The 12,349-nt window shown below is 72.1% G+C and carries 12 protein-coding genes; 10 read left to right on the top strand and 2 right to left on the bottom strand.

Going from position 1 to position 12,349, the window contains the following annotated elements; translation table 11 throughout:
- Window positions 1–75 precede the first annotated feature (75 nt).
- On the top strand, window positions 76–636 hold the full coding sequence (locus tag AB0F11_RS21405) for an HIT domain-containing protein (RefSeq protein ID WP_362175965.1): 561 nt from the start codon (window positions 76–78) through the stop codon (window positions 634–636).
- Between the two features lie 78 nt (window positions 637–714).
- Here the strand turns inward: AB0F11_RS21405 and AB0F11_RS21400 are convergent, their stop codons facing one another.
- Together AB0F11_RS21400 and AB0F11_RS21395 are read right to left on the bottom strand one after the other, a co-directional pair.
- A complete protein-coding gene (locus AB0F11_RS21400) occupies window positions 715–2,379 on the bottom strand; it encodes a hypothetical protein (protein WP_362175962.1) in 1,665 nt (554 codons plus the stop codon).
- 148 nt (window positions 2,380–2,527) lie between these two features.
- Window positions 2,528–4,732: an elongation factor G-like protein EF-G2 gene (locus AB0F11_RS21395; RefSeq protein ID WP_362175959.1), complete on the bottom strand. Its 2,205-nt coding sequence runs from the start codon at window positions 4,730–4,732 to the stop codon at window positions 2,528–2,530.
- A 253-nt stretch (window positions 4,733–4,985) separates the two neighbouring features.
- Here AB0F11_RS21395 and pgsA point away from each other — a divergent pair, with 253 nt between their 5' ends.
- The 9 genes from pgsA (at window position 4,986) to ruvA (ending at window position 12,266) form a co-directional block, all read left to right on the top strand.
- Window positions 4,986–5,651: a phosphatidylinositol phosphate synthase gene (pgsA, locus tag AB0F11_RS21390; protein WP_362175956.1), complete on the top strand. Its 666-nt coding sequence runs from the start codon at window positions 4,986–4,988 to the stop codon at window positions 5,649–5,651.
- On the top strand, window positions 5,651–6,556 hold the full coding sequence (locus AB0F11_RS21385) for a phosphatidylinositol mannoside acyltransferase (protein WP_362175953.1): 906 nt from the start codon (window positions 5,651–5,653) through the stop codon (window positions 6,554–6,556). The genes pgsA and AB0F11_RS21385 overlap by 1 nt, the downstream gene beginning before the upstream one ends.
- Complete coding sequence (locus AB0F11_RS21380) at window positions 6,553–7,722, top strand: glycosyltransferase family 4 protein (RefSeq protein WP_361909041.1); 1,170 nt, start codon at window positions 6,553–6,555, stop codon at window positions 7,720–7,722. The genes AB0F11_RS21385 and AB0F11_RS21380 overlap by 4 nt, the downstream gene beginning before the upstream one ends.
- Before the next feature lie 242 nt (window positions 7,723–7,964).
- Entirely contained in the window at window positions 7,965–8,504 is a 540-nt protein-coding gene (locus AB0F11_RS21375; RefSeq protein WP_362175949.1) for a hypothetical protein, read from the top strand.
- Window positions 8,505–8,654: 150 nt separating this feature from the next.
- Window positions 8,655–9,566, top strand: a complete 912-nt coding sequence (gene pdxS, locus AB0F11_RS21370; RefSeq protein WP_362175946.1) for a pyridoxal 5'-phosphate synthase lyase subunit PdxS — start codon at window positions 8,655–8,657, stop codon at window positions 9,564–9,566.
- A gap of 13 nt (window positions 9,567–9,579) precedes the next feature.
- Window positions 9,580–10,173: a pyridoxal 5'-phosphate synthase glutaminase subunit PdxT gene (pdxT, locus tag AB0F11_RS21365; RefSeq protein ID WP_362175943.1), complete on the top strand. Its 594-nt coding sequence runs from the start codon at window positions 9,580–9,582 to the stop codon at window positions 10,171–10,173.
- 58 nt (window positions 10,174–10,231) lie between these two features.
- The gene (locus AB0F11_RS21360) at window positions 10,232–10,984 is read left to right on the top strand and encodes a YebC/PmpR family DNA-binding transcriptional regulator (protein ID WP_362175941.1); all 753 of its coding nucleotides are present in this window, start codon (window positions 10,232–10,234) and stop codon (window positions 10,982–10,984) included.
- Between the two features lie 119 nt (window positions 10,985–11,103).
- Window positions 11,104–11,634: a crossover junction endodeoxyribonuclease RuvC gene (gene ruvC, locus AB0F11_RS21355; RefSeq protein ID WP_362175939.1), complete on the top strand. Its 531-nt coding sequence runs from the start codon at window positions 11,104–11,106 to the stop codon at window positions 11,632–11,634.
- A complete protein-coding gene (gene ruvA, locus AB0F11_RS21350) occupies window positions 11,631–12,266 on the top strand; it encodes a Holliday junction branch migration protein RuvA (protein ID WP_362175936.1) in 636 nt (211 codons plus the stop codon). Before ruvC ends, ruvA begins: the two co-directional genes overlap by 4 nt.
- Window positions 12,267–12,349: the final 83 nt, after the last annotated feature.

The raw sequence follows: 12,349 nt of genomic DNA, 5'->3' as shown, positions 1-12,349 counted from the left end.
CTCGGTGCACGGGGCTGGGCCCCCGGGAAGTGATCACTTCCCGGGGGCCTTCCTCGTACCTGCTGCCAAGGTCATATGCTGCTTCCCATGACGACTCAGCCGGAGCAGCAGAATGGCGTCGGGACGCAGGACTCGTTCCAGCGCCTGTGGACGCCCCACCGGATGGCGTACATCCAAGGGGAGAACAAGCCGACCGGGCCCGATGCCGGGGACGGCTGTCCCTTCTGCGGGATTCCGGAGATGTCGGACCGTGACGGCCTGGTCGTGGCCCGGGGCAAGCACGTCTACGCGGTGCTGAACCTCTACCCCTACAACGGCGGCCACCTGATGGTGGTCCCGTACCGGCACGTCGCCGACTACACCGAGCTGGACGCCAACGAGACGGTCGAGCTCGCCGACCTGACGAAGCGCGCGATGGTGGCGCTGCGCAAGGCGTCGGGCGCGCACGGTTTCAACATCGGCATGAACCAGGGCTCGGCGGCCGGCGCCGGCATCGCCGCCCACCTCCACCAGCACATCGTGCCGCGCTGGGGCGGGGACACGAACTTCATGCCGGTCGTGGGACACACCAAGGTCCTGCCCCAGCTCCTCGCCGACACCCGCCAGATGCTGGCCGACGCCTGGCCCTCGGACTAGTCGTCGCGCCCGCGAGCGGTGGACAACGGAAGCGGGAGGCGGCCTGGGCCGCCTCCCGCTTCTGCTGTCCGGCTTCGGCTACGCGTCGTAGGCGTCCGCCTTGCGCGGGGCCGCGTCCTGGACGAGGCCGCTGACGATCATCGAGCGGTTGGTGAAGCGCTCGGTGTCGACCCCGTTCTCGTCGAGCACCCGCATCGCGGCCGCGTGGACCGCCCGCAGGACCGGGGTGGCTGCGCGCAGGGCGTCGTCGGCCATGAAGCGGTTGCGCCAGGGCTGGCCGGCCCAGACGTGGCGGAGGCCGAAGGGTTCGGGCAGGACCAGCTTGCCGCCGAGGAAGTCCAGCAGCGGCGGGTACCAGGTCAGCGAGGCGCGGACGGCGAGGCGGACGACCTCCTGGGCGTCGACCAGGGGGAGCGGGCGCTCCACCGTCTCCCAGAACCTGATGGATTTGGGGACCTCGACCGTCGGCGGCTTGGACTTGTCGCCGAACGGGCCGCCCAGCGGGCCCAGCGCGTGGCCGGTGACCTCGATGCGCAGGGTCTTGTACAGGACGGTGACGGTGACGAGCATCGTGATCACGAGCTGGCCGTCCCACAGCGGGTACTGGATGCCGAGGTAGTGCCGGTTGCCGCCGTTGAACTGCTGTTCGTTGCAGATCCGGGTGACCTCGTGCGGTTTGACGAGGAAGGTGTCCACGTCGGCGCCGGAGGGGCGGGCGACCTCGGCGGCTTTTTCGCCGACGTGGGTGACGATCCAGTGCTGGACGGAGGCGGGCGGGAAGCCGCCGGTGTGCAAGGGCCCGCGCTCCAGCTTGCGCAGCTCGGTGTCGATGGCGCGTATGACGTCCCAGCTGCGGAACGGGTGGATCTCCATGCCCTCGACCTTGGGGACGAGCTCCTCTGCGAGCTGCCAGCTGCCCCAGCGCGTGCCCATGCCGAGGATGCCCTTGGGGCCGGCGTAGAAGACGGCGTTGCTGCGGTTCTCGGCGGTGAGTTTGGCGAGGGAGTGGCGCAGGTCCTCGCGGGCCTTCTCGTCGGGGTTGCCGGGCACGGCCTCGGGGATCTTGGCGCCGACGCCGTCGCCGGAGAGGAGGCCGTCCCAGCGGGCGCGCAGGTCCTCGGCGGTGTTCTCGCAGATGCGGCGGGCCAGGCCCCAGCCGACGGCCGGGGCGATGATCATGCCGCGCAGGTAGAGCCCGAGGAACCCGTCGAAGGGCAGGCGGAACATCAGCACGGCCGCGACGACGGCGACGCCGACGAGGACGAGGGTGCTGACCCAGGAGGCGTACTTCTCGTTGCCGGTCAGGGTCTTGCGCAGCTGGAACAGGCCGAGCCACAGCAGCAGGCCGGGCAGGAAGACCACGCCGGCGACGAGCATGATCAGGCGGAGCTTGCGGTCGCGCTCCTTGCGGATGTGGGAGGCGGCCAGGCAGTGCTCGACGACGGTCTGGGGGTCGGCGCCGAAGGACTGGATCATCGGTTTGCGCGCCGCGGGGAGGGTGCGGGCCTCCACGGCCCGGCAGAAGGCCTCGCCGAAGTTCGGCTCGAAGAGGGAGATCTTGGGGGGTTTGACGGTGGAGGAGTGGTACTCGTTGTTGGCGCCGAGAATGGCGGACAGCTTGGTGTCCTTCGCGCCGTCGCGGTAGGCCGCCGAGGCGAGCGCGTTGGTCGCCCCGGTCTGGCCGCTGCCCCCCTGGAGCGGGATCTGCGCTCCGGGCCTGAAGTCGAATCCGTCGTCCGCCACCACTGCCCCCATCCCCACCGGTGCCCCCATCGCTGTGCGTTGTGCTGTTTTGCCGCGCCGATGAGCCTATCGGCGTATCTCGCCCCATGGTGATGGGACAGGGAAATGCCGCCCACCGCAAGCGGGTCGGGTGGGCGGCGCCTTGGCGCTACGTCAGAGAGCTTCCCTTCTCCAGCTGTTCGCGCACCTTCTCGGCCACGTGCGGCGGCATGGGTTCGTGGCGGACGTAGGCGCGGGTGAAGGTGCCGGTGCCGTGGGAGACGGAGCGCAGGTCGATGGCGTACCGGCCGATCTCGATCTCGGGGTTCTCGGCGCGGATCCAGGTGCGGCCGGGGCCGGCCGGTTCGGTGCCGATGACGCGGCCGCGGCGGCCGGCGAGATCGCTCATGACGGGGCCGACGTACTCGTCGGGGACGAGTACGCCGAGCTCGGCGACGGGTTCCAGGAGGTGGATGCGGGCTTCGGCGGCGGCTTCGCGCAGGGCGAGGGCGCCGGCGGTCTGGAAGGCGGCGTCGGAGGAGTCGACGGAGTGGGCCTTGCCGTCGAGGAGGGTGATGCGGACGTCGACGAGGGGGTAGCCGGCGGCGACGCCGCGGGCGGCCTGGGCGCGTACGCCCTTCTCGACGGAGGGGATGAACTGGCGGGGGACCGCGCCGCCGACGACCTTGTCGACGAATTCGATGCCGCTGCCGGGCGGGAGCGGTTCGACCTCGATCTCGCAGATGGCGAACTGGCCGTGGCCGCCGGACTGCTTGACGTGCCGGCCGCGGCCGGAGGCCTTGGCGGCGAAGGTCTCGCGGAGACTGACCTTGTGGGGGACGGGGTCGACCTGGACGCCGTAGCGGGTGCGCAGGCGTTCGAGGGCGACGTCCTGGTGGGCCTCGCCGAGGGACCACAGGACGAGCTGGTGGGTGTGCGGGTTCTGCTCCAGGCGCATGGTGGGGTCCTCGGCGACGAGGCGGGCCAGGCCTTGGGAGAGCTTGTCCTCGTCGGCCTTGCTGTGGGCCTCGATGGCGAGGGGGAGCAGCGGGTCGGGCATCGGCCAGGGCTCCATGAGCAGGGGCCGGTCCTTGGCGGAGAGGGTGTCGCCGGTCTCGGCGCGGCTGAGCTTGGCCACGCAGGCCAGGTCGCCGGCGATGACGCGGGTCAGCGGGCGCTGCTGTTTGCCGAAGGGGGAGGAGAGGGCGCCGATGCGCTCGTCGACGTCGTGGTCCTCGTGCCCCCGGTCGGCCAGGCCGTGGCCGCTGATGTGGACGGTCTCCTCGGGGCGCAGGGTGCCGGAGAAGACGCGGACGAGGGAGACGCGGCCGACGTAGGGGTCGGAGGAGGTCTTGACGACCTCGGCGACGAGGGGGCCGTCCGGGTCGCAGACGACGTCGGGGCGCTCGGCTCCGTCGGGGGTGGTCACGGCGACGGGGGCGTGTTCGAGGGGGGTGGGGAAGCCGCCGGTGATCAGTTCGAGGAGTTCGACGGTGCCGAGCCCCTGGCGGGCGCCGTCCGTGGCGGGGGCCGCCATGAGGACGGGGTGGAAGGTGCCGCGGGCGACGGCGCGCTCCAGGTCGTCGACGAGGGTCTTGAGGTCGATGTCCTCGCCGCCGAGGTAGCGGTCCATGAGGGTCTCGTCCTCGCTCTCGGCGATGATCCCCTCGATGAGGCGCGAGCGGGCGCCGGTGATGAGTTCGAGCTCTTCGGGCCGGGGGTCGCGTTCGACGCGCTCGCCGGAGGTGTAGTCGTACACGCGCTGGGAGAGCAGGCCGAGCAGGCCGATGACGGGGGCGTGGCCGTCGGGTCCGACGGGGCCGTGGAGCGGCAGGTACAGGGGGATGACGGCGTCGGGGTCGTCTGCGCCGAAGGTCTCGCCGCACACGGTGGCCGTCTGGGAGTAGTCGGCGCGGGCTGCCTCCAAATGGGTGACGACGATGGCCCGTGGCATCCCGACGGCCTCGCATTCGTCCCAGACCATGCGGGTGGCGCCGTCGATGCCGTCGGAGGCGGAGACGACGAAGAGGGCCGCGTCCGCGGCGCGCAGACCGGCCCTGAGTTCGCCGACGAAATCGGCGTATCCGGGGGTGTCCAGGATGTTGATCTTGACCCCGCCCCATTCGACGGGGACGAGGGAGAGCTGTACGGACCGCTGCTGGCGGTGCTCGATGTCGTCGTAGTCGGAGACGGTGGCGCCGTCCTCGACGCGGCCCGCGCGGTTGACCGCCCCCGCGGTCAGGGCCAGGGCCTCGACCAGGGTGGTCTTGCCGGCTCCGCTGTGGCCGACCAGCACGACGTTGCGTACGGACGAGGGGCGGTCGGCCGTCAGTGCCCTGCCGGCGGCTCCGGCTTGCTGTGATGTGGCTCCCATGATGCTCGTGCCTCCCGGTGTGACGGTGAGGAGGGTGATCGGCGTCCTTCGAGCTTTGCACCGGCGTCACACCGCGTCCATACGGAGGACCCGCGGGCGCCGCGCGCACGGCCGGGGAGCGGCGCGGCGGCGGCGGGCCGATTGCCCGGCGTGAACCGGTGGGTGCGCGGGTATGCGGGACCGGGGCCCTGGCTACGATGGGCCAGCCGGTGGCCGTTGGGGCCGTACGGCCCAGCGACCCTCCGGGAAGGCCATGCTGAACAAGTACGCGCGTGCGTTCTTCACGCGTGTTCTCACGCCATTCGCCGCTTTTCTCCTCCGGCGGGGGGTGAGCCCGGACGCGGTCACGTTGATCGGCACGGCCGGAGTGGTGGCCGGAGCGCTCGTCTTCTTCCCCCGGGGCGAGTTCTTCTGGGGCACGATCACCATCACGCTGTTCGTCTTCTCCGACCTGGTGGACGGGAACATGGCCCGCCAGGCCGGGGTCTCCAGCCGCTGGGGCGCCTTCCTGGACTCCACCCTGGACCGGGTCGCCGACGCGGCGATCTTCGGCGGGCTCGCGCTCTGGTACGCGGGCTCCGGCCACGACAACGTGCTGTGCGCGGTGGCGATCTTCTGCCTGGCCAGCGGCCAGGTGGTGTCCTACACCAAGGCGCGCGGAGAATCGATCGGCCTGCCCGTCGCCGTCAACGGGCTCGTGGAGCGCGCGGAGCGGCTGGTGGTCACGCTCGTCGCGGCCGGCCTGTCGGGCCTCCAGACCTTCGGCGTCCCCTCCTGGATCGGGGTGCTGCTGCCGATCGCGCTGTGGCTGGTGGCGGCCGGCTCGCTCGTCACGCTGATCCAGCGGGTGGTCACCGTGCGCCGTGAGGCGGCCGAGGCCGACGCGGCGGCCTCGGCCTCCGAATCGGGCGCGGCCTGATGGGGGCGCTCCAGGACCGGCTGGTCGACGGCCTGTACGGGCTCGGCTGGGCCGGCGTGAAGAAGCTGCCCGAGCCGGCCGCGGTGGCCCTCGGCCGCCGGATCGCGGACACGGCGTGGCGGCGGCGCGGCAAGAGCGTGCTGCGGCTGGAGTCCAACCTGGCCAGGGTCGTGCCGCAGGCGGGCCCCGAGCAGCTGCGCGAGCTGTCGCGGGCCGGCATGCGCTCGTACATGCGGTACTGGATGGAGTCCTTCCGGCTGCCGGCGATGGACCCGAAGCGCTTCGGCACGGACGTCGCCATAAAGGACGACCACATCCTGCTCGACGCCATCGCCTCCGGGCGCGGCGTGATCGTGGCCCTGCCCCACCTGGCCAACTGGGACCTGGCCGGGGCCTGGGTCACCGGGCACCTGGGCGTGCCGTTCACCACCGTCGCCGAGCGGCTCAAGCCCGAATCGCTGTACGACCGGTTCGTCGCCTACCGCGAGAGCCTGGGCATGGAGGTGCTGCCGCACAGCGGCGGGGCCGCGTTCGGGACGCTGGCGCGCCGGCTGCGCTCCGGCGGCCTGATCTGCCTGGTCGCCGACCGGGACCTGTCGTCCTCCGGCATCGAGGTGGAGTTCTTCGGCGCCACGGCGCGGATGCCCGCCGGGCCGGCGCTGCTCGCGCAGCAGACGGGGGCGGCGCTGCTGCCCGCGACCCTGTACTACGGGGACACCCCGAAGCTGTACGGGCGGATCCACCCCGAGGTGGAGGTTCCCGGGACCGGGACGCGGGCGGAGAAGACGGCCGCCATGACCCAGGCGGTGGCCGACGCCTTCGCCGGGGGCATCGCCGAGCACCCGCAGGACTGGCACATGCTCCAGCGGCTGTGGCTGGACGACCTCGAGGAGCGCTCCGCGTGAAGATCGGCATTGTCTGCCCGTACTCGTGGGACGTCCCCGGCGGCGTCCAGTTCCACATCCGGGACCTCGCCGAGCACCTGATCCGCCTCGGCCACGAGGTGTCGGTGCTGGCCCCCGCGGACGACGAGACCCCGCTGCCGCCGTACGTGGTCTCGGCGGGGCGGGCGGTGCCGGTGCCGTACAACGGGTCCGTGGCCCGGCTGAACTTCGGCCTGCTGTCCGCGGCGCGGGTGCGGCGCTGGCTGCACGACGGCGTCTTCGACGTGATCCACATCCACGAGCCGGCCTCGCCCTCGCTGGGGCTGCTGTCCTGCTGGGCGGCGCAGGGCCCGATCGTGGCGACGTTCCACACCTCGAACCCGCGCTCGCGGGCGATGATCGCGGCGTACCCGATCCTGCAGCCGGCCCTGGAGAAGATCAGCGCCCGGATCGCGGTCAGCGAGTATGCGCGGCGCACGCTGGTGGAGCACCTGGGCGGCGACGCGGTGGTCATCCCCAACGGCGTCGACGTGGACTTCTTCGCCTCCGCCGAGCCGAAGGCCGAGTGGGGCGGGCAGACCCTGGGCTTCATCGGCCGGATCGACGAGCCGCGCAAGGGCCTGCCCGTGCTGATGGCGGCCTTCCCGCGGATCGCCCGGGAGTGCCCGGAGGTACGGCTCCTCGTCGCCGGCCGCGGGGACGAGGAGGAGGCGGTGGCCTCCCTGCCGGAGGAGCTGCGCTCGCGGGTGGAGTTCCTCGGGATGGTCTCCGACGAGGACAAGGCCAGGCTGCTGCGCAGCGTCGACGTGTACGTGGCGCCCAACACCGGGGGCGAGAGCTTCGGCATCATCCTGGTCGAGGCCCTCTCGGCCGGGGCGCCGGTGCTCGCCTCCGACCTGGACGCGTTCGCGCAGGTCCTGGACCAGGGGGCGGCGGGGGAGCTCTTCGCCAACGAGGACGCCGATGCGCTGGCCGCGGCCGCGGTGAAGCTGCTGCGGGATCCGGCCCGGCGCGCGGAGCTCAGTGCGCGGGGCTCCGCGCACGTGCGGCGCTTCGACTGGTCGACGGTCGGGGCGGACATCCTCGCGGTGTACGAGACGGTGACGGACGGCGCGAGCGCCGTCGCCACCGACGAGCGCGTCCCGCTCCGCACCCGCCTGGGCTTCGCCCGCGACCCCTCCCACTGACGCCCCGACTCCGGCCGGCGCCGATACCCGGTTCCCGTGCGCTCCGCGCCCGGTGCGCTCAATCGCCGCGCGGGCTGGTTTTTTGACCCGCGCGCTGTCGGGTGCGGGTGGTTCCAGGACTCCGTGCGCTCCGGTCCCGGGGAATCCAGCCCCGCCGGCGTTTGAGGCGCGGGGTCCGGGGCGGGGCCCCGGGCCGGGGCGGGGCCGTTCGGGGTGCGCAGCGGGCGGTAGAGTCGCGGGCCGTGATCGAAACCCTTGTCTGGACCGCCCTGCTCCTCGCCGTGATCGGCGTCTACCTCAGCTGGACGGCCGGACGCCTCGACCGGCTGCACACGCGGATGGACGCCGCCCGCGCGGCCCTCGACGCACAGCTCGTGCGCCGCGCCTCGGTGGTGCTGGAGGTGGCCACCTCCGGCGCGCTCGACCCGGCGTCCTCCATCGTGCTGTACGAGGCCGCGCACGCCGCCCGCCAGGCCGACGAGGAGCACCGCGAGGTCGCCGAGAGCGAGCTCAGCCAGGCCCTGCGCGCCGTGTTCGCCGACGCCGCCCAGGTCGAGGTGGTCAAGGCCGCCCCCGGCGGCGAGGCGGCCGCCGAGGAGCTGGCCGCGGCCGTGCGCCGGGTCCCGATGGCCCGGCGGTTCCACAACGACGCCGTACGGGCCGCCCGCGCCCTGCGCCGCCACCGCAAGGTCCGCTGGTTCCGCCTGGCCGGCCACGCCCCCTTCCCGCTCGCGTTCGAGATGGACGACGAGCCCCCGGCGGACCTCGCCGACCGGCCGTAGTTGTACCCATTGGCCAAGTCGGAAGGAGCCACCGGCTCCTCATTGGCCCTTGCGGTGGACTGCTCGGGGAGGGTTTGCTCGGCGGAGCATCACCGCAGTACCCCTGCGGGACCCCCGCAGCAGCCTTCTTTCCTTCGAGTGAGGTCATCCGTGAGCACGCTTCCCTCCACCCCGCAGACCCCCGAGATCGGCACCGCCCGCGTCAAGCGCGGCATGGCCGAGCAGCTCAAGGGCGGCGTGATCATGGACGTGGTCAACGCCGAGCAGGCCAAGATCGCCGAGGACGCCGGCGCCGTGGCCGTCATGGCCCTGGAGCGGGTGCCCGCGGACATCCGCAAGGACGGCGGCGTGGCCCGCATGTCCGACCCGAACATGATCGAGGAGATCATCGACGCGGTCTCCATCCCGGTGATGGCCAAGTCCCGCATCGGCCACTTCGTCGAGGCCCAGGTGCTGCAGTCCCTCGGCGTCGACTACATCGACGAGTCCGAGGTCCTGACCCCGGCCGACGAGGTCAACCACTCCGACAAGTGGGCGTTCACCACCCCCTTCGTCTGCGGTGCCACCAACCTGGGCGAGGCCCTGCGCCGCATCGCCGAGGGCGCGGCCATGATCCGCTCGAAGGGCGAGGCCGGCACCGGCAACGTCGTCGAGGCCGTCCGCCACCTGCGCCAGATCAAGAACGAGATCGCCAAGCTGCGCGGCTTCGACAACAACGAGCTGTACGCCGCCGCCAAGGAGCTGCGCGCCCCGTACGAGCTCGTCAAGGAGGTCGCCGAGCTCGGCAAGCTCCCGGTGGTGCTGTTCTCCGCCGGTGGCGTCGCCACCCCGGCCGACGCCGCGCTGATGCGCCAGCTCGGCGCCGAGGGCGTCTTCGTCGGCTCCGGCATCTTCAAGTCGGGCGACCCGGCCAAGCGCGCCGCCGCCATCGTGAAGGCCACCACCTTCTTCGACGACCCGAAGATCATCGCGGACGCCTCCCGCAACCTGGGCGAGGCCATGGTCGGCATCAACTGCGACACCCTGCCCGAGGCCGAGCGCTACGCCAACCGCGGCTGGTAAGGCACTGCTTCCCATGAACAACCCCCCCGTCATCGGTGTCCTGGCCCTCCAGGGCGACGTACGGGAGCACCTGATCGCCCTGGCCTCGGCGGACGCCGTGGCCAGGGCGGTCCGGCGCCCCGAGGAGCTCGCCGAGGTCGACGCCCTGGTGATCCCCGGCGGCGAGTCGACGACCATGTCGAAGCTCGCCGTCCTGTTCGGCATGCTGGAGCCGCTGCGCGAGCGCGTCCGGACCGGCATGCCGGTCTACGGCACCTGCGCCGGCATGATCATGCTCGCCGACAAGCTGCTCGACGGCCGTGAGGACCAGGAGACGCTCGGCGGCATCGACATGATCGTCCGCCGCAACGCCTTCGGCCGCCAGAACGAGTCCTTCGAGGCCGCGATCGAGTTCACCGGCATCGAGGGCGGCCCCGTCGAGGGCGTCTTCATCCGCGCCCCGTGGGTCGAGTCCGTCGGCGCCGACGCCCAGGTGCTCGCCACGTACGACGGCCACACCGTCGCCGTGCGACAGGGCAACGTCCTGGCCACCTCGTTCCACCCCGAACTGACCGGCGACGACCGCGTGCACGCCTACTTCGTCGACATGGTGCGCACGGGGCGCTGATCGGCGCCCGGTAGGATCGGGGAAGAACACCTATTGGTTACGCGAAGGAGACAGGCGGATGTCCGGCCACTCTAAATGGGCTACGACGAAGCACAAGAAGGCCGTGATCGATGCCAAGCGCGGCAAGCTCTTCGCGAAGCTGATCAAGAACATCGAGGTCGCGGCCCGCATGGGCGGCCCCGACATCGACGGCAACCCGACGCTGTTCGACGCCGTGCAGAAGGCGAAGAAGCAGTCGGTCCCGAACAAGAACATCGACTCCGCGGTCAAGCGCGGCGGCGGCCTCGAGGCCGGCGGCGCCGACTACGAGACGATCATGTACGAAGGCTACGGTCCGAACGGTGTCGCGGTGCTCATCGAGTGCCTCACCGACAACCGCAACCGCGCCGCCTCCGACGTGCGCGTCGCCATGACCCGCAACGGCGGTTCGATGGCCGACCCGGGCTCGGTCTCGTACCTGTTCAACCGCAAGGGCGTCATCATCCTGCCCAAGGCCGACCTGTCCGAGGACGACGTCCTCGGCGCGGTCCTGGAGGCCGGTGCCGAAGAGGTCAACGACAACGGCGACACCTTCGAGATCATCAGCGAGGCCACCGACCTGGTCGCGGTCCGCACCGCGCTCCAGGAAGCCGGCATCGACTACGACTCGGCCGACTCCAGCTTCGTCCCGACCATGCAGGTCGAGCTGGACGAAGAGGGCGCGCGCAAGATCTTCAAGCTGATCGACGCGCTGGAGGACAGCGACGACGTCCAGAACGTCTTCGCCAACTTCGACGTCTCGGACGAGGTCATGGAGAAGGTCGACGCCTGAGGCTTCGCCTTCCACCGACGTGTGACACGGGCCGACGGGGACACACCCCGTCGGCCCGTCGCGTTGTCAGAGGCAGCGGTTAGTCTGGCGAGCGAATTTCCGAGGAGGGGAGGGGCGCCGTGCGAGTGCTCGGCGTGGACCCGGGTCTGACGCGCTGCGGTGTCGGCGTGGTCGAGGGTGCGGCCGGCCGTCCCCTGACCATGCTCGGCGTGGGAGTCGTCCGCACCCCCGTCGACGCGGAGCTGGGGGACCGGCTCGTCGCCGTCGAGCAGGGCATCGAGCAGTGGCTCGACGAGCACCGGCCCGAAGTCGTCGCCGTGGAGCGGGTCTTCAGCCAGCACAACGTCCGCACGGTGATGGGCACCGCCCAGGCCAGCGCCGTCGCCATGCTGTGCGCCGCCCGCCGGGGCATACCGGTGGCCCTGCACACCCCCAGCGAGGTCAAGGCCGCCGTCACCGGCTCCGGCCGCGCCGACAAGGCACAGGTCGGGGCGATGGTCACCCGGCTGCTGCGGCTCGCCGCACCGCCCAAGCCCGCCGACGCCGCGGACGCCCTCGCGCTCGCCATCTGCCACATCTGGCGGGCCCCCGCCAAGAACCGCCTCCAGCAGGCGGTCGCCCTGCACACCCCGAAAGGCCGTACCCGATGATCGCCTTCGTCAGCGGCCCCGTCGCCGCCCTCACCCCCACCGCGGCCGTGATCGAGGTCGGCGGCGTGGGCATGGCCGTGCAGTGCACGCCCAACACCATCGCCGGCCTGCGCACCGGCGAGCCGGCCCGGCTGGCCACCTCCCTGGTGGTCCGGGAGGACTCCCTGACCCTGTACGGCTTCGCCGACGACGACGAGCGGCAGGTCTTCGAGCTGCTGCAGACCGCGAGCGGGGTCGGGCCGCGGCTGGCGCAGGCGATGCTCGGGGTGCACCGGCCGGACGCGCTGCGGGTGGCCGTGGAATCGGGGGACGAGAAGGCGCTGACCGCCGTCCCCGGCATCGGGAAGAGGGGGGCGCAGAAGCTGCTGCTGGAGCTGAAGGGCAAGCTGGGCGCGCCGGTGGGGTCCGGGACGCTGGTCGGGGCGCAGCGGGCCGCCGCCGCGTCCGGGCCCGCCCCCTGGACGGAGCAGCTCTCCGCCGCCCTCATCGGCCTCGGGTACGCCTCCCGCGAGGCGGACGAGGCCGTCGCCGCGGTGACCCCCCAGGCCGAAGCCGCCATCGCCTCCGGCGGCTCGGCCCCCGTTCCCCAGCTCCTGCGAGCCGCCCTCCAAACCCTGAACCGCACCCGCTGACCCTTTCCGCTGCGCGGAGCCCGTCCCCCACCCCGCCGCCGCAAAATCCAGCCCGCGCGGCGTTTGAGCGCACCGGGCGCGAA

Origin of the sequence: Streptomyces sp. NPDC032472, assembly GCF_040636955.1 — a bacterium.
Lineage (GTDB): Bacteria > Actinomycetota > Actinomycetes > Streptomycetales > Streptomycetaceae > Streptomyces.
Note: the sequence above shows the minus strand (reverse complement) of the source record. Positions and strands in the feature narration are given on the sequence as shown.